At 44.6% G+C, this 18070-nt stretch carries 15 protein-coding genes, 1 tRNA gene and 1 pseudogene; 12 read left to right on the forward strand and 5 right to left on the reverse strand.

The features are described 5' to 3' along the window. The coding region (locus tag H6G40_RS20210) for an IS4/Tn5 family transposase DNA-binding protein (RefSeq protein ID WP_190537532.1) at positions 1–215 on the reverse strand (215 nt) is incomplete at its 3' end. A 1085-nt stretch (positions 216–1300) separates the two neighbouring features. Between H6G40_RS20210 and H6G40_RS20215 the strand changes: the two genes are divergently transcribed. Further along, positions 1301–1681, forward strand: a complete 381-nt coding sequence (locus tag H6G40_RS20215) for a DUF1830 domain-containing protein (protein WP_002733612.1) — start codon at positions 1301–1303, stop codon at positions 1679–1681. An 8-nt stretch (positions 1682–1689) separates the two neighbouring features. On the opposite strand, the gene H6G40_RS20220 is transcribed toward H6G40_RS20215, so the two are convergent. Beyond that, complete coding sequence (locus H6G40_RS20220) at positions 1690–4317, reverse strand: chloride channel protein (RefSeq protein ID WP_002734210.1); 2628 nt, start codon at positions 4315–4317, stop codon at positions 1690–1692. Positions 4318–4644: 327 nt separating this feature from the next. Between H6G40_RS20220 and H6G40_RS20225 the strand changes: the two genes are divergently transcribed. After that, positions 4645–5163: a DUF3122 domain-containing protein gene (locus H6G40_RS20225; RefSeq protein ID WP_043998323.1), complete on the forward strand. Its 519-nt coding sequence runs from the start codon at positions 4645–4647 to the stop codon at positions 5161–5163. Positions 5164–5219: 56 nt separating this feature from the next. Here H6G40_RS20225 and H6G40_RS20230 read toward each other — a convergent pair whose 3' ends face one another. After that, complete coding sequence (locus H6G40_RS20230; protein WP_002793455.1) at positions 5220–5606, reverse strand: DUF4359 domain-containing protein; 387 nt, start codon at positions 5604–5606, stop codon at positions 5220–5222. A gap of 102 nt (positions 5607–5708) precedes the next feature. On the opposite strand from H6G40_RS20230, the gene H6G40_RS20235 reads away from it, so the two are divergent. The 4 genes from H6G40_RS20235 to argC all read left to right on the forward strand — a co-directional run bounded on the left by H6G40_RS20235 (position 5709) and on the right by argC (position 8622). After that, a tRNA-His gene (locus H6G40_RS20235) sits at positions 5709–5781 on the forward strand. Positions 5782–5966: 185 nt separating this feature from the next. Beyond that, entirely contained in the window at positions 5967–6956 is a 990-nt protein-coding gene (locus tag H6G40_RS20240; RefSeq protein ID WP_002775376.1) for a DUF389 domain-containing protein, read from the forward strand. 86 nt (positions 6957–7042) lie between these two features. Next, on the forward strand, positions 7043–7306 hold the full coding sequence (locus tag H6G40_RS20245; protein WP_002733391.1) for a DUF3146 family protein: 264 nt from the start codon (positions 7043–7045) through the stop codon (positions 7304–7306). A 254-nt stretch (positions 7307–7560) separates the two neighbouring features. Next, positions 7561–8622, forward strand: a complete 1062-nt coding sequence (gene argC, locus H6G40_RS20250; protein ID WP_190538193.1) for an N-acetyl-gamma-glutamyl-phosphate reductase — start codon at positions 7561–7563, stop codon at positions 8620–8622. Positions 8623–8747: 125 nt separating this feature from the next. Here the strand turns inward: argC and H6G40_RS20255 are convergent, their stop codons facing one another. Beyond that, complete coding sequence (locus H6G40_RS20255) at positions 8748–10040, reverse strand: D-alanyl-D-alanine carboxypeptidase (protein ID WP_190538194.1); 1293 nt, start codon at positions 10038–10040, stop codon at positions 8748–8750. 149 nt (positions 10041–10189) lie between these two features. Between H6G40_RS20255 and plsX the strand changes: the two genes are divergently transcribed. The 6 genes from plsX to H6G40_RS20285 all read left to right on the forward strand — a co-directional run bounded on the left by plsX (position 10190) and on the right by H6G40_RS20285 (position 17452). Continuing rightward, complete coding sequence (plsX, locus tag H6G40_RS20260) at positions 10190–11245, forward strand: phosphate acyltransferase PlsX (RefSeq protein WP_002775371.1); 1056 nt, start codon at positions 10190–10192, stop codon at positions 11243–11245. A 224-nt stretch (positions 11246–11469) separates the two neighbouring features. Next, positions 11470–12471 (forward strand): beta-ketoacyl-ACP synthase 3, encoded by a 1002-nt coding sequence (locus H6G40_RS20265; RefSeq protein WP_190538195.1) that lies wholly within the window; start codon positions 11470–11472, stop codon positions 12469–12471. A 117-nt stretch (positions 12472–12588) separates the two neighbouring features. Further along, positions 12589–13515, forward strand: a complete 927-nt coding sequence (fabD, locus tag H6G40_RS20270; protein ID WP_069474580.1) for an ACP S-malonyltransferase — start codon at positions 12589–12591, stop codon at positions 13513–13515. 895 nt (positions 13516–14410) lie between these two features. Beyond that, the gene (locus H6G40_RS20275; RefSeq protein ID WP_002731693.1) at positions 14411–15505 is read left to right on the forward strand and encodes a fatty acid desaturase family protein; all 1095 of its coding nucleotides are present in this window, start codon (positions 14411–14413) and stop codon (positions 15503–15505) included. Between the two features lie 214 nt (positions 15506–15719). Next, positions 15720–16247: a CDP-diacylglycerol--glycerol-3-phosphate 3-phosphatidyltransferase gene (gene pgsA, locus H6G40_RS20280; protein WP_002732777.1), complete on the forward strand. Its 528-nt coding sequence runs from the start codon at positions 15720–15722 to the stop codon at positions 16245–16247. Between the two features lie 143 nt (positions 16248–16390). Beyond that, positions 16391–17452: a calcium-binding protein gene (locus H6G40_RS20285; protein ID WP_190538196.1), complete on the forward strand. Its 1062-nt coding sequence runs from the start codon at positions 16391–16393 to the stop codon at positions 17450–17452. A gap of 297 nt (positions 17453–17749) precedes the next feature. Here H6G40_RS20285 and H6G40_RS20290 read toward each other — a convergent pair. Then, positions 17750–18070, reverse strand: a pseudogene (locus H6G40_RS20290) (penicillin-binding protein); the annotation flags it as partial.

The raw sequence follows: 18070 nt of genomic DNA on the forward strand, positions 1-18070 counted from the left end.
CTTTTGGCTTGGGCGGCAATTATATCTGAGGGGTGAAAATAGGGGGAATTCCAAAAGTCGTAGGTGGCACTCGCTGCGGCTAGATTTCCCGAAGCTTGTGGCACACTTGTACTAGGTTGGCTGGCCAAGTTTTCTACGATACTGATTAACCTTTTCTTTCTTCTGGTGTCCCCTAGGTCTGCATACTGTAATTCTTGGGCTGCCCATTTCTCCATTTTTTTGCTTACCTCCACCTTAATTCCTTCTTTCAAAACTATACCTATCAATCGTTTCCCCTTTTTTTAAGTTTCTTCTCTTTTTGTTAAGAAAGATCTGACTAATGGATAGCCTTATCAAGGGGGGCAGGGGGGATCGAACCTAAAATCCATTTTTAATTTAATTATAACCAGCTATTTATCTTTATCTAAGCAGATTTTAGAAAGTTTTTTTTTATCTTAATATTAATTATCAGTGGTCGGAGATAAGGTCTTAAGAAATGTCAATTATCGCTATTCTTACTGACCCTCAATAAATTAAGTACCTAAGCAAAATTAATTACACATATCTAACCCCGCTCTTGCCTCTTGCCCCTTGCCTCTTGCCTATCTTCACTAGGAAATTAATTTTGCACGACTACTTAAAATCAGATCATAAATGCGATCGCTTGCTCAATTCTCGATGATTAATCTAGAGGCTAAAATCAGCAACTGAGACAATTAACCTTTTTCCAGCTACCGAGTTTAGGTGGTAAGCTGTTGACTATCTAAATTACTCGTTAAGACTGTCTATGAGCAGGGAGAGGCAGTTAGAGCATTTGTACTAAATTTTCAATACGCAGTTTAAATTCAGTGCAGCTTAGTCCGCTAAACGGTAGTGAACTTGACAATGTAGTTGATATTGTTACCGAACAGGGACGAAAAGATAGAATCAGAGAGCGCATACTTAAGGCCGGCTAAATAAATCTAAAAACCTTGTTGGGTAAGAATTTTAGACTTTTTGTCAATCAAAAAATACCAGAGCTGGGAGTGAGCAGGGGGAAAATTCAGGTACTTTTTCCCTGAAAATTAGGATTGACCCTAAATAGCTGGGCAAAAAATTGAGAAAAACAGCAAAAAAGCGTAGTTTCCCCCTTGACAAATAGCCAAAACTAGGCATTAGTTAAATTTAATGATTTTTTAATAAAAACCGCTTTCTATCACCAGAAAAAGCTATCGGTAGATTTTTATCCGAGTAATGTAATCATCTTTACAACTATCGGGGATCAAAGGATGTTAGGGTGAAGGAGCGATGACAAATCCACTTTAAGATCACCTCAATTGCTATGGCACAGATTCTCGATCCCCTCCCCAACGGCAAGAAAAATAGTATTCTTTGTTGCTATGTCAATGCGACCAATCATATTCAAATTGTTCGCATCACCAATATTGCTAACTGGTATTTTGAAAGGGTGGTTTTCCCCGGGCAGCGTTTAGTATTTGAGACCCTAGCGGATGCTTTCTTAGAGATTCATACCGGGATGATGGCCAGTGCCATCCTTTCCGATAATATCCCCTGTGAACGCCTTTATATCAGCGATGGGGATGACGATGACTCCGATGGTCAACTAGAGGGGGAAATATTCTACCCCCATTCCCTAGGGGAAAGTCAAGGGGCGAAAATTGACAATACCGTACCCTTCGGTTTAACTTTAGCTTCCGCCTAGCTAATAACCTAATCTGATAATTCCCCTCGCACGAGAATCACAGTGCAATTAACCGCACGGGCAATCGTCGAGGGGATATTGCCATTTAATAACTGATTGAGCAAACTTTCCCTAGATGCACCCAAAAGCACCAAAGAACAATCTTCCGATTCTACCAGATTAATTACCGCCTCGGCCGGAGAGGCCGAAGGAATCGGTAAAGGCACAATCGGCTGTGCGATCGCTTTCTGTAAAGATGCTTGTAAAACTTCCAAAATAGACAGATCTGGCAGTAACTCCGTCGGAGAATAGATTTTACATAACCAAAGTTTGGGATAATCCGAAGACTCGGACAAGGACAGCAAACTAGGCAATAATGCTAAGGCGCGTTGGGCATTGGGACCGCCGGCGGTGGGAATCAGCCAAATCCTTTCCCGGTTAGGATCATTGGGAAAACAATCCTTTGTACCCAATTTTACCAAAATGGTTTCACAGGGAGCTTGGGCGATCAAAGTATCGACTAAAAACCCAAAAATCGCCCCAGTAGTGGATCTTTCCCCCGTCCAACCCATAATTAATAAATTGCTGTGTCGTTCGCGAATCGTGGCCAAAATCCCTTCGGCGATATCCTGAGCCACCGAAATTTGTGTATGAACAGAGATATTCTGCTGTCGCGCTAATCTTTCTAGACGATGAAGTAATTTGCGTCCTTCCCGCGTATCTACCCGGACTTCCGCCGGAGAACTAAGACGAGGTACAGTAATCACATAGAGACAATCTATCTCATAATTGCGTTCACGGGCGACAGCAGCGGCAATTTTAAACAAAGCGGTAGCGGTGTCAGGATTGGCAATAGGTAACAAAATCCGGCCTATTCCCACAGCCGGAGAACGAGTTTGATAAACCACATAGGAAGGGGTAGTGGGTTGAGGCAGTTGACAAACCCCCCCCAATTGATCAGCTTCCACCCGGATAATATCGGTGCGGGTGATGATCCCCACCAGTTTTTGACCATCGGTAACGGGTAAACGGGAAAGCTGATAGCGATTTAACAGAAATAAAACATCGCTTAAAGCTGCTTGGGGAGCTACAGTAATCGGATTGGGAGTCATGATCTCCCGCAGGACAGTTTGACTGTTTTTCGATCGCCATTTATCCAGATCACTTTGGGTAAAAATCCCCAATAGTCGCCCCTGTTCCACCACGGGAAAACCGCGATGATGGGAACGAGACATAATTTTCACCACTTCCCCCAGGGGTAAATCCGCCGGCAGAATTTCCACCTGCGATTGCATCACATCTATAGCCGACAGATGGGCTAACACATCATTAGCAGGGGTTTCCTCGTTGAGAATAATACCACTAGCGGAAAGTAAATGCTGATAGAGAGAACCGGGTAGAATGCTTTCGGCAGTGATATAAGAAACGGCACAGGTCAACATCAGGGGCAGCACAACATTAAAATTGTGATGCAGTTCAAAGACAATCACGATCGCCGTTACCGGAACCCTGACTACTCCCGTAAAAAAGGCCCCCATACCGGCTAAAGCATAACTAGGTTCGCTGCCGAAACCCATAATTTTCGTCTCGATTCCCCCCACCAGAAACCCCAAACAGGAGCCCAACACCAAAGCAGGGGCGAGCAGTCCTCCCGGTGCGCCGGAACTATAGGAAATCATCGTCAGGAAAAAATAGACCACAAAAGCGAGGGCAGTATTCTGCCAACTTAATTCCCCTGCCAGCAAAAATTCGCGTAAACCCGTATTATCTCGAAAAAAGTCGGGTAAAAAAGCCACTACCGTTCCCGATAAGCAACTGACCAGACCGATGCGCCAAGCTAAAGATAACCGCCAACGCCGCTGCATCTGGCTACAAAAAAGGATGCCTTGATTGAATAAAGCCCCCAATAAGCCCGCTAAAACCCCCAAAAGGCAATAAATGGGTATTTCTTGGGCAGAGAAGCTAATATTGGCATATTCAGTGATGATCGAGGGGGTATTCTGCAGCATCATCGAAACCACGGCCCCGGTAAAGGAAGCCACGATCGCCGTTTCTAGGGTCATACTGGAAACATCGCGCATTAATTCCTCGATCACAAAGAGGACTCCGGCGATGGGAGTAGTAAAACCGGCCGCTAACCCGGCGGCTGCCCCGGCTGCGATCATCTGACGACGGTGATCGGGACTGGTGGGCAGCCAGACGCTTAATTGGGCCGCCAGGGCTGCTCCGATGTGTACCGTGGGGGCCCGACGACCAAGGGTTAAACCACCGCCAAGGATCAGGATCGCCCCGATCATTTTTACGACGGCGACGCGCCAAGACAGGGGCAAAGGGTATTTAGCTAGGGCTGCTTTTACTTGGGGAATACCCCCCCCGGCGGCTGCGGGGGAGAAGTGTTCCACAATCCAGCCGGCGCTATAACCAAGCAGAAAACCGCCGAGGGGCAAAACTAGGAAAGGAGAGGAATTGGCTACTAGATGCACCCGCCAACCACCTAACCAACCGATGCCCAATTTCAGGATAATAGCGGCAAGGGCGGAGAGAATTCCGATTAAACAGGCGACCAGTAAAGCATAACGACTATCGGTGGCGCTACGTCCGAAGTGTTGGGATTTAAACCACTGACGGAGGTTTTGGTAACGGGCAAAAAGTCCCATAATTATCAGGGAGAATCAAGGCAATGGCAGGGCGAGGATTTATTTCGGGTTGGCTGAATAAATCTAAAAACCTTGTGGGATAAGACTTTTAGACCTTTTTGAAATCCAAAAGTGCCGAGACCGGGAGTACTCAGGGGGAAAATTCCAGGACTTTTCCCCTGAAAATTAGGTAATTGACTACCTGAAAATCGGTAAAACCCTACACCCTACACCCTACACCCTACACCCTGCTCCCACCAACAAACTTTTTCAGCAAACCCTAATTATGTTAATTTGGCTCAAGTGCCGAAGCTCGTATCATATTTTTTAGCTAATGTCAATAAAGTTATGAAACGATTCCTGTTATTATTTTGTGTTCTCGTCAGTTTTTTGCTATTTATCAGCCTTAAAATCGATTTTTCCTTGTCCGCACTAGCTCTAACTCGACAACAGCTAGAAGGACCGGGGCAGCTGTTGTATCAATCCCGTCATAGTTTGCGCGATGATGTCGGTAGTCCTTGGCAGGTGGTGTTATTCAAACGAGTTAAAGATGGGGAAACGGTAGAAATTAGTTTGCGCTTGGTGGGATTTCCAGAGGGGATTGAGTTTCTTCACCCGGAAAGATTAACGATAACCACTGCTAAAGGTCAAATTTTAGCGGCTGAGGATGCTTTTGCCCAAGAATCACCCGCAGCTAACGTTGGTCAATACAAGATGCAGGATATCTTAACGCAGCTACCCGTTACCGAAGCGATCGAGCTTTCCCTACCCCTAGACAATCCCCGCGCTCTCACTATCCCGACTCCTGTACTTTTGGAATGGCAAAGTCTGCTTTTTTCCGTAAATGGAGGAAATCCCAATCACTGAGCTACAATAAAATCACTACCATCAGGATTTACTCTCAGAAAATTTCAATTATCTGACTACAGTTCTAAAGCTTCGTAGATGTATAATTTATTCAAAAAACCGACGCTGCTGAATTGATAACTAGGTAAAGGGGGAGGGAACGATAATTCTGTTTGATAAACGCTGAAAATGAGAAAATTCTTTCTAGTGGTGTTAGTGGCGATCGCTTCTTGTAAAAAAGGATGACCCGTATCCACCAACATTTTACAGTAACCCCGTAAGAGAGCTTGCACCTCGGGGGAAGCTTGCGCCCGAGCGCAGACATTATCCTTAAGATAGCTAGTTAACCTCTGGGAAGCGTATTGTTCGTAATCTTGACGATTAGGGTTAGTTGTCAGCAATATACCCGCAATTACCCCTAAAACCACTCCTAACACCATTCCCCCTAACCGCGCCAATTTCATAAGCTCTCAAATCATCACTCACTTACCCTAACCATAGCCTGAATTAGGATAAAAAACCTCTTGTCAACCATTCGTCTTGTGTTATACTTGAAAAAGTGTACGGCGAGCGTAGCCAAGTGGTTAAGGCAGTGGATTGTGGTTCCACCACTCGGGGGTTCGAGTCCCCTCGTTCGCCCTCTTTTCAAAGATCGCTAATTGTTCTTTTCCTATATCTTCCCTATCGACAAAGGATTTCTCGGCTAGTGAGAGAGGGTCTATCTTTCTCTAGAAAAGTCGCATTTCATCCATTGCTTAAAAAGACAATGGCTTTCATGCTCCCGTGTTATTTCGGTAAAATAAAAGTCCATCTTCCTCAGCACAATGACGAGAAAAGAACGGCCCCACTCGTGGTTCTCAAGAAAACCCTTGACCTGGCAACAATCGCGGGCCATGTGGCGCGATTTATGGTTAGAAGCGTCCCTCGATTTTCCCTATCTAGCTTTGATTGTTAGTTCTTGTGCGATCGCTACCTTTGGCTTAGTTGCCAATAGTGCAGCCGTGATTATTGGAGCGATGATTATTGCCCCTTTGATGTTGCCGATTCGTAGTCTGGCTTTTGGTGGTTTAATTGGTAGTTGGCGATTAATTCGTAAGTCAGCCCTGGCGATTTTAGTTGGTACGATTATCGCTTTAGCGATAGCTTGGTTGCTAGGATTATTAATCGGAATTTCTGAATTTGGTAGTGAAATTCAAGCCCGTTCTCAACCGAATCTTTTAGATTTAGGAGTGGCAATTACGGCAGGGGCAATCAGTGGTTATGCCAAAATAGAACCGAAAATTTCAGGTACTTTAGCGGGAACAGCGATTGCCGTGGCTTTAATGCCACCAGTTTGCACGATTGGTTTAGGATTATCCCAAGGCAATTGGATCCTAAGTTTGGGGGCGACTCTGTTATATATTACCAATTTATTAGGCATTGCTCTCGCCTGTTTGTTGGTCTTTTTGCTGGCAGGTTATTCTAGTTTTCATCGGGCGCGTAACGCTCTAATTTTGACTTCTATCCTGACAGCGGTTTTGCTAATTCCCTTAGGAATAAGTTTTGCAACTCTGGCTAATCAAGCTCGCTTAGAAAGGCTGATCAAAAAAGCTTTATTACAACGAACGATTACTTTTCAACGGGCAGAATTATTGGAATCTTCGATTAATTGGCTCAAGCAGCCTCCCCGGGTGAGATTAGTCGTAAGAACTGCGGAAAGTATTACCCCCAGACAGGTAGAATTGTTGGAAGAATTTATTACTAAGGAAATGGGGCGACCTTTTCAATTAAATGTCTTGGTTTCTAAGGTTAATGAAGTCACTTCCCCGGAATAGCGTCGAGAAAATTGGCTGAAGTAATGACAAACAAGGATTAATTCGCTATCTTAATGTTTGATATTTAATCTATAGGTAGGGTTCAGGTGAGTGGCGGCAATCGACCAGAAAGCACGGCTTATGTGCGGATAATTAAGCAATCTTGGCAAACGGGGAAATTAGAGGGAGAAGTGCGAACGGAACAATATCAATGGCGTTTTCAGTGGCATTTTCTTCAAGGCAAGTTATTAGTACAACCTTCCCTAGGTAGGGCTTTGATTTTTGAACCCTTGAATCGGTTTTTAGAACGCTACGATTATCAATTAGAACCGGGAGGAGATTATGAATTCACAGTGCGCTCAAAATTTTAAATATGGGGGATTGAATTACAGCCTTTCTCCTAAGGATGAAGTTTAACTTAATTTGGCATCATAAAAGGAAAACCTTGTACCTCATCATTAAGATAACTGCCTATTGATCAAAAGAAATTGACGGTTTATGGACAACCCGGCCAAGATACTAGGTTTTTAAAGGAAGTTTTTTGATTTAAATCCCACTGGTTAGGCTAAAATTCAGCCATACTAAAGCGTTATATTAACGATAAGAATTTTTAGGAATAAGGGAAATGACGCAAGAACAGAAGGTTTCAGTGGGTATTGTCGGCGCTTCCGGATATGGTGGCGTACAGTTGGTACGTTTGCTCAAAGAACATCCCTTCGTAGAATTAGCCTATCTGGGGGGCGATAGTAGCGCCGGAAAACCCTACAGTGATTTATATCCCCATCTCGGTCATAGCATTAATCTTAATGTGGAGGCGATCGATTTAGAGATAATTGCCTCCCGTTGTCAAGTGGTTTTCTTAGGTTTACCCAATGGTTTAGCCTGTGATTTAGCCCCTCCTTTGCTCGCTAAAGGGTGTAAAGTTTTGGATCTGTCGGCAGATTATCGTTTTACTAGCCTAGAAACCTATAGTAAATGGTATGGCAAGGAACGTCAGGATCAAGCGATCGCATCTACGGCTGTGTACGGTTTGCCGGAACTTTATCGGGAAGAGATTAAAAATGCCTCTTTGATCGGTTGCCCCGGATGTTATCCTACTGCTAGTTTAATGGCGATTTCTCCCCTGTTAAAACAGGGTTTAATTCTCCCGGAAACCACGATTATTGATGCCAAATCGGGAACTTCGGGAGGGGGAAGACAAGCTAAGATTAATATGTTATTGGCAGAAGCAGATAATTCGATCGGGGCTTATAATGTAGCGGGAAAACACCGTCATACTCCCGAAATTGAGCAGATTTGCAGCGATTTAGCTGGTCATGAGGTGCGCGTTCAGTTTACTCCCCATTTAATGCCCATGGTTCGGGGTATCCTGTCCACAGTCTATGCAACATTGCGGGATCCCAATCTGGTGCGGGATGATTTAATCACTATCTACAATGCTTTTTATCGCACTTCTCCCTTTGTCAAAATCCTACCAGGGGGAGTCTATCCACAAACTAAGTGGGCCTGTGGTACTAATTTATGTTATCTCGGTATTGAAGTGGATCCGAGAACCGATCGAGTGATAGTGATGTCAGCGATCGATAATTTAGTTAAGGGACAATCGGGACAAGCGTTACAATGTCTCAATCTCATGATGGGTTGGGAAGAATCCCTTGGTTTACCGCAAATGTGTTTTTATCCTTAAAAATTCGGCTTGGGCGCAAGCTTTGCGCCCCTACATTGCAGCCAGTATGATTGGTGAGAACCCATAGTGTACGCCCTCCCTTCGATCAGATTCGCTCATCACCATAACCTCTTAGCCAATCAATTCTAGAAACCTTGACTTATTCGACTGGGATCACCTAGAAAGGCCCTTGCAGAAATCGATCCTTGAGTCGCTTCTGGGAGAATTTGCCAGTGTTGATCTAAAGCTTGTAACACCCGATCCTGCTGATTTCTGAATCCCTCGATATTGCTACTACCGGCATTCATAATTACAAACCAAACTTTACCCCTTTCTTGGGTGGGAATTTCTCCAGCTAAGGCGCTAACTTGGGCTAAAGTTCCAGTTTTAATCATCACTCCTTTAGGAATGGCCCGCCACTGCATAGTTCCTTTGGTATCGCGTCCCCCCACCGGAAATAAATCAGCTACTTTGATCGGTTGATTGGCTAACTTGCGATCCAATGCTTTCAGAATCTCAATAACTGCCCGGGGAGACAAGCGATTTTCTACCCCCAATCCCGAACCATTAATTAATTGAATTTCTTCCGCTCCTACCCCGGTAATTTTAGTATTAATTGCGTCCACTGCCGCGGGGCCACCGAGCAGTTCCGCTAACATTTCTGACATGACGTTATTACTATAAATATTCATTTGACGCAACAGTTCCGTTAAAGTTAAGGACTGATGACGCAATAATAATCGGGCATTTTCGGGGCGAATTTGACTGGCTCGAACCATGCCCAAAATCTTCACCTGTGGGGCTTGTGTGCCGCCAGGAAGACTCTGAAAAGCTTTTTGGGTTTCTTTTGACCATTTCGATTGATCAAGCCCAATTTTTAGCAATTCTCCCGCTTTGAGGGGATCGGTTTGAAAATTCATGGCGAATTGACCCGTAATGATCAGATCGCCTTTGACCTGACGGATGCCTAATTGATCGAGGCCATTGCCCACTGCGATCGCTTCTTCCCAGACAAAAAGCGGATCCCCTTCCCCTTCAATAATTAAATCTCCCTCTAACACCCCGTTTTTTACCTCTCCCGTGCTGTAAAAACGAGTAGCAAAACGATGATCGAGAGACCAAGTTTCCACGGCGGCGAGAGTAGTGGCGATTTTAGTCAACGAAGCCCCCGAAGCGGGTAGATTACCCTGATGATCGGCTAAATCAGCCCATTCCGTCTCAATTAAGACCCGTTGTTGACGAGAGTTTAAACCTTTTTTAGTCAAGTCTTGCAGATAATCGGCCACGATCGCCGCCACCCGGGGATCGGGAGCGGTGGGAAGGTCAAAAATAGGCTGATTTTGCCAAGAAATTAGGGGAATATTGGCGATAGGTTGGGATTGCCCCCCCAGCCAACCCAAGAGAAAGCCGAAAACTGCCAAATTAAAAACTGAGAACATCTTTTCCTTAATCGCAATGATGCCTTATTGTATAGAAATGATTGGTAATTTTTAACAATTGCTCGATCAGAAAACACTAATCCTCGATCGGCCAGCTTTTCTCAAGAGCTGCCGCTCAACTTATTAAAGATTTCTATCCCACTGACTCAATGGCAGAAACGGCATTAAATCGGGCAAGAATCGCGGTAGATGCGATGGGAGGTGACTACGCTCCCAACGAGATTATCGCGGGATCGATGCGAGCTTCCGAAGAATTAGATGTAGAAGTATTATTAGTCGGCGATTCTGAACGGATTGAGGCTTATTTCCAGCATCATCCCCGTCCCAAGAATCTCACGATCGTCCACGCGGAGGAAGTGGTGGCTATGGACGAAGAGCCGATCACCGCTATCCGTCGTAAACCGGCGGCCTCGATTAATGTGGCCATGGATTTAGTCAAACAAAATCGCGCCGATGCGGTGGTGGCCGCCGGTCACTCCGGGGCAGCCATGGCGGCAGCGTTACTGCGTTTAGGTCGTTTAAAAGGAATCGATCGCCCGGCGATCGGTGCGGTGCTGCCGACGATGTTGGCGGGTAAATCAGTTATTATCCTCGATGTCGGGGCGAATGTGGACTGTAAACCCAAATATTTAGAGCAGTTTGCCCTAATGGGGACAATTTACAGTAAATACGTTATGGGGGTTGAAGATCCGAAAGTCGGTTTACTCAATATCGGCGAAGAAGCCAGCAAAGGTAACGATCTCGCCCTAAAAACCTACGAATTATTGGAAAATAACCAGCAAATTCCCTTTATCGGCAATGCTGAAGGCCGGGATGTGCTATCGGGACAATTTGATGTGATCGTCTGCGATGGTTTTGTCGGCAATGTCCTGTTAAAATTTGCCGAAGCGGTGGGAGGAGTTATCCTACAAATTCTCAAAGAGGAATTACCTAGGGGGATACAGGGTAAAGTCGGGACGGCTTTAATTAAACCCAATCTTAAACAGATTAAACAACGCATGGATCACGCGGAACACGGTGGTGCGCTGTTATTTGGAGTCGATGGGGTCTGCGTGATCAGTCACGGCAGTTCCCAAGCGCCTTCGATTTTTAACGCCATCCGACAGGCGAAAAATGCCGTCGATAATCGCGTTTCTGAGCGCATTCAAGCCTACAATGACCACCATCATCAATTAAAAAAGTTGTCGGTGAACGGTGAAGATTAAGCTGTGAGCTGATAACTGATAACTGGTCACTGATCACTGATAACTGACATCATCAATTAAAAAAGTTGTCGGTGAACGGTGAAGATTAAGCTGTCAGCCATCTTGAAGCGGTCAGGAGACTCCGAGACGGGAGACGGGAGACTATTTTTATTTATTCTTCCCACTTCCCACTTCCCACTGATAACTGATAACTGATCACTGATAACTGAAAAAGGGGGAATATTTTGAACGGATTCGGGGCAGCAGTCGTCATTACTGGTTGTGGATCGGCCACACCAAGGCAATTTCTCAGTAATGAAGAACTCAGCCAAATTGTCGAGACTTCCGATGAGTGGATTAAAAGTCGTACCGGCATCGGTAAACGCCATTTAGCGGATCAATCGGTGTCTTTAAGCCAATTAGCAGCCCAAGCGGCGATTAAGGCTCTAGAAATGGCTCAGGTGTCCCCTAGTGAGGTCGATCTGATTCTTTTGGCTACTTCTACCCCCGATGATCTGTTCGGTAGTGCGGCCCAAGTGCAAAGTCGGATCGGGGCCAATCGGGCGATCGCTTTTGATCTCACCGCCGCCTGTTCGGGTTTTCTGGTGGCATTAGTCACCGCCACCCAGTTTATCCGTACTGGTACTTACCGCAATGTCTTGGTTATCGGGGCCGATGTTCTCTCCCGTTGGGTGGATTGGAACGATCGCGCTACCTGTGTCCTTTTTGGTGATGGGGCAGGGGCGGTTCTTTGTCAAGCAAATGATACAAAAGATAACATTCTCGGTTTTGAACTCCATAGTGACGGCAGCCAGAATGGTTCTCTTAATCTCGCCTACGAGGGGGAGGAATTGCCTCTTAAGGAGGGGATAAGGGTTCAAAAAGGGACCTATACGCCCCTAAGGATGAACGGACGGGAAGTCTATCGTTTTGCTGTGGCAAAAGTGCCAGAGGTCATCGAAAAAGCCCTCTATCGGGCTAATTTAACCACCAGTGACATCGATTGGTTAGTTCTGCACCAAGCTAATCAAAGAATTATGGACGCGGTGAGCGATCGCCTGAAACTGTCTCCCGAAAAAGTGATCAGCAATCTCAGCGAGTATGGCAACACTTCCGCAGCCTCGATTCCTCTAGCCCTCGATGAAGCTGTCAGGAGTGGTAAGGTCAAAAAAGGTGATATTATTGCTTCTTCCGGCTTTGGTGCCGGTTTAACTTGGGGTGGGATTATCTTCCGTTGGGGAGATTAATTCAGTAACCAGTAAACAGTAACCAGTAAACTAAAAACTCACATCTGATAACTGATAACTGATAACTGATAACTGATAACTGACCAAAACACAACTATCTATCTATTTTAAGAACTTATGAAAACAGCGTGGATATTCCCGGGACAAGGATCGCAAGCGTTAGGAATGATTGGAGATTTAGCGGAAAGCGCACTTGGCCAAGAGAGATTAGAAAGAGCAGCAAAAATCCTTGGTTGGTCGGTTTTAGAAAAATGTCAAGGGGATGAAGAAACCCTATCTCGTACTCTTTATACCCAACCTTGTTTATTTGTGGTGGAGAGTATTTTAGCGGATTTGTTGCAAGAAAAAGGTCATTTTCCCGATCTAGTTGCCGGTCATAGTCTCGGTGAATATTCCGCTTTATATGCGGCCAGGGTGTTTAATTTTGAAACAGGATTAAATCTAGTTCAAAACCGTTCCCGTTTGATGGATGCGGCCGAAGGTGGTAAAATGGCCGCCTTGATGAAATTTGATCGCACCAGTCTAGAAACAGTGGTTAATCAGACGGAAAATGTAGTTATTGCTAATGATAATAGTGCTGAACAAGTGGTGATTTCTGGGACTCCTGAAGCGGTGGATTTAGTATTAGGTCAAGTGAAAGTTAAGCGGGTTATCCAGTTAAAAGTATCCGGTGCTTTTCACTCTCCCTTGATGGAAAATGCCGCTATTCAATTTCAGCAAATTTTAGAATTAGTTAATTTTCGGTCTGCAAAAGTTCCTGTGATTTCTAATGTCGATCCCAGCAATCCTACCCAGGACGGGGAAGAATTAAAAAAATATCTGATCCGGCAGATGACTAGCTCGGTTCGCTGGCGAGAAATTATGTTAAGATTGCCAGATGTGGGTGTGAAGAAAGCGATCGAAGTGGGTCCAGGTAAGGTTTTAACTGGTTTAATTAAACGAACTGCTCCCGCAATTGAGTTAGAAAATATTAGTCAATTAGCTGATATATCCAAGAATAGCGACGATGTTATATTCCAGGGTTCATTAATTGGTGTTGGTTAAATTATCTGGCAATATTTTCGATGAAATAAATTGATCGATCCTATGTAGGGTTTGCGGCAAAAAGCTTTTCCTAGGGGCAGGGTGTGGGGTGTGGGGTTTTACCTATTTTGAGGTAGTCAGTTACCTAATTTTCAGGGAAAAAGTCCAGGAATTTTCCCCCCGATCCCCGCAACGGCTGGCACTTTTTGAGGTCAAAAAAGTCTAAAAGTCTGATCCAACAAGGTTTTTAGATTTATTCAGCAAGCCCTATGTAAGTTAAACTTATCACACAGAACCTAGAAGAGCCAAAATAAGTACCCAAGCAAAATTAATTACACATATCTAACCCCGCTCTTGCCTCTTGCCTATCTTCACTAGGAAATTAATTTTGCACGACTACTTAGGGACTTGCGTAGGAATAATATCCCAGCCAGAAATCGCTCTGTAGAAGAACCAGACCAGCCAGATGGCACATTATCAAAGCGCAAGTCCCTAACACCTCGAAGGCTCTCCCCCTACTTAAGGTGATCAGCAAACCTGAGCGATCGGAGGGCGCAAGCATTGCGCCCCTACAGTAACGGATTTTGTCCACAATGTAGGGGCGAACTGCGTTCGCCCAAAAGGTACATTATCAAAGCGCAAGCCCCTAGTACAAAAGTACCTAATGCTCATCCCTATCACCGGCTACAGGTATCTGCTATCTGATTAGGTAAAAACCGAGGATTTTTTGCAAGCGTAGCAAAGAAATTGAGCGATTCCCTTGCCAAGCGCACCTCTTTCTCTGACAATAGATGAGAGACTGATGAGAAACTATCAGTTGTAGTGAGACAGCCTTAGCAAACCAGTCAAAGACTCATAAATTCACTCTGAGCTGCCACAAATTGCCGTCATATCAACTTCTAGTACAAAAATAGGAATGCGAGTAACCTTTACCGAAAATCAGGGTTTTAGAAAGGAATTGAATAAACGGGTTGATGCTTATTTTACCGAAAACGGCATCCCCACCAGAGATAATTTGGCCATGTACCTGAAGACAATCACGATTTTAACTTGGGTAATTGCCGCTTGGTTATTTGTGCTTTTTGGTCCAGATATCTGGTGGCTAAAAATCATCGGTTGTCTGGTTTTAGGAGCAGGATTAGCAGGGATTGGTTTTAGCATTGGTCATGATGCCAACCATGGCGGCTATTCTAGTAAAAAATGGGTTAATTCTCTCCTTGGCATGACCTACGATTATATCATCGGCGCTTCCAGTTATCTCTGGCGTTTTCGTCATAACTATCTCCATCATACCTACACCAATGTTTTAGGGTACGATCTGGAAATTCACGGCGATGGTGTGGTGCGAATGACTCCCCATGCCGAGCATAAATGGTATCATCGATATCAACATTTATTTATCCCAATCCTCTACGGCATAATTCCTATCTATTGGTCATTCTCCGATGTGCGCTCTATCCTCTTTCGTCATCGTTTTGGCGAGATTAAAATTCCCAATCCTAAAGCGATCGATCTATTCATTTTATTGAGCGGAAAAGTTGTTTATCTCTTTTGGTTTATTGGCATTCCTCTCTTAGTTGGTTATAGTCCCCTAGAAATAGCGATCGGTTTTCTCATTGTTTTTATGACCTATGGAGTGCTTGCCTGTCATGTATTTATGTTAGCTCACGTTTTGGAACCCGCCGAATTTATTCAACCCTCGGCAGCTAATCAAATCGAAGACGAATGGGCAATTTTTCAAGTGCGAACTACCGTAGATTTTGCCCCTAAAAATATTTTTTTAAATTGGTATTTAGGGGGATTAAATTATCAAGTTGTTCATCATCTTTTTCCACAAATTTGTCATATTCACTACCCCAAAATTGCCCCAATTTTAGCGGAAGTTTGCCAAGAATTTGGCGTTAATTATGCCGTTTATCCCACCTGCTGGGGTGCTTTAGCTTATAATTATCGTTGGCTCAGGCAATTAGGCAATAAACAAAGTAATTTCGATCTCAAATTAGCCAGCTAAAATCAGTTTTCAGTTATCAGTTTTCAGTTTTGGCTCTTCTAGGTTCTGTGTGATAAGTTTAACTTACTATATGATCGATCTTTGTGTCCTTTGTGTCTTTGTGGTTCCTTCCACTCGCTCGCCAGCAGGACTGTATCTTAGAATACATTTTGCCCACCAAACCTAAGAGAGCTTGATTACTGATCACTGATTACTGTTTACTGATCACTGAAAAATGAACCTACCCAACTCGATTACCCTATCGCGACTCTTGGGACTGCCATTAATTTTATACTGGTTGCATCAAGGCACAGAAATCGATCGCTGGTTAAGTTTAATTATCTTTCTGATTGCTGCCAGTACCGATTGGCTCGATGGTTATCTAGCGCGAAAATTGGATCAAATCACCGAATTAGGGAAATTTCTCGATCCTTTGGTCGATAAATTGCTGGTTCTCGCTCCTCTTTTAGCTCTCATTGAAATGGATGTAATTGCCGCTTGGGGAGTATTTTTGATTCTTGCTCGCGAATTAGCGATCGCTGGTTGGCGCATTAATCCCAATTTAACGGGAAATAGCGACATAAAAGGGGCTAATTGGTGGGGAAAAAGCAAAACAGTCAGCCAAATTATCGCTATCGCTCTCTTAATCGCTCCCTTGCCTTCTGAATATAATTTAATTGCTCAGGGGGCTTTTTGGCTATCAGTAACATTAACTTTAATTTCTGGGGTGATCTATATCATACCCGGCCAAAAATTAACCTAGAATTGATAAAAACTTAACCATTAGCAATAATTCCAGAAACAAGCCTAGAAAACAGGGTTGTATTTTTTTTCTCGGTATATAATAATCGGGAGGAGGACTATCAGACTCTTCACATTCAAACATATCATTACAAAGGAAAAACCATGCCCATTGTAAAAATATCATTCACCTCCCCCGCCATTCTCACTGGTGTTAATTTCGATCCTGCTGCGACTGGGACTGCGTCAGTTGCCCAGATTCTGAGGAACTTTTCTGATACCCCCGTTTCTATATTAGCACCAGGCTTTGCCATTACCAGCGATAATCTCACTTCCGAGACCCCTTTAACTCTCAACGGCCTTACAGCTTGGAGAATAACCAACGCAGGCGCTGCTGCTAATGTAACCCTTTCCCGGTACGGTGGAGGCTTTTCTAATTCCTTTTCCCTGCTAGGAAATAGCCTTACCTTTGTTAAAGGTGGGGCCGCTGGCACTTATCAACTAAGCGGTGATACTAATAACACGATACCGAAAGCGTCGAGTAATAAGAATCCAAATGAGATCTGGAAGTTCGCCACAGGCAATCTTGTCACCAACGATTTCTATGAAATTACAGGTAGTGATTTCAACGATACCCTATCCGGTGCCAATGCATCGGATATCCTACTCGGTGGCAACGGAAACGATGTCCTATTCGGTCTCGTTGACCTCGATACCCTAGATGGGGGCGAGGGACACGATAGCCTAGATGGTGGCACCGACGAGGATTTCCTAACCGGTGGCAATGGAAACGATACCCTACTTGGTGCCACGGGACCCGATACCCTAGATGGGGGCTCTGGCGACGATATCCTAAATGGTGGTACTGGAAGCGACAACCTAACCGGTGGTACTGGTGCTGACCTTTTTGCTTACACTGCTTCCAATCAGGGCATTGACACCATCACCGATTTTACCATTCCTGACTCGGATTTTATCCAAATTTCTGCCTTAGGTGCTGGTTTCTCCAATGGTGGACTGACTCTTGGTACTTTGCTTAGTACGCAATTCCTTGGGGGTGCGGGAGTTGTTGCCGCTACTGATACCTCGCAAAGATTCCTCTATAATACCAATGATGGTGCTTTACGGTTTGACGCAGATGGTATTGCTGGCTCTTTTGCGCCGGTTCAACTCGCAACCCTTACTGGTGCGCCATCTATCACCAATACTCAGATTGTCATTGTCTAATCTATCCCTGTCCCTCCCCTGCGGTGGGTCGGGCAGTTGTTGATTTTTGGGGTAAAACCAAGCCACCAGAAATAATCTCTGCGGGTGTGTTAGCTAGGACTAGGACACCCTTATTACGTGGGAAGTCTCTGGTTTGAGGGAACTCTGGAACAGGCAACGGCAACGGTAGCTAGTCCTAAGTAGGGTTTGCTGAATAAGTAGGGGCGAAGCATTCGGATAGAAAATCTACCTTTTCACCGATAGGTTATTGTCCGAATGCTTCGCCCCTACAGGACGCGGGCCGATGAAGACGCAAGGTTTAGCTTGGATAGCGCGGTTAAATTGGCTTTTTTGATAATCAACCCCCCCGACTAAAGCGAGAATTTCCCCAGTTTGACTGTTTAGGGTAACTAAAGCCCCTTGGGAGTATCGATAGCGAGGGCCTTGGTTTAAAATATGAGTTTTTAAGCTTTTTTCTGCGATCGCTTGCAGCCGGCGGTCTAAACTGGTTTCAACGATAAAATTGCCCTCTTTCGCTACTTCTTCCCCTAAAAGATCCTGTAATTCCTCGAAAACGTAACTATAAAAATATGGTGCAATCGTACTAGATAGGGATTTTTTGGCTTGGGGACTGATTTC

The organism is Microcystis viridis FACHB-1342, assembly GCF_014698335.1.
GTDB lineage: Bacteria > Cyanobacteriota > Cyanobacteriia > Cyanobacteriales > Microcystaceae > Microcystis > Microcystis ichthyoblabe_A.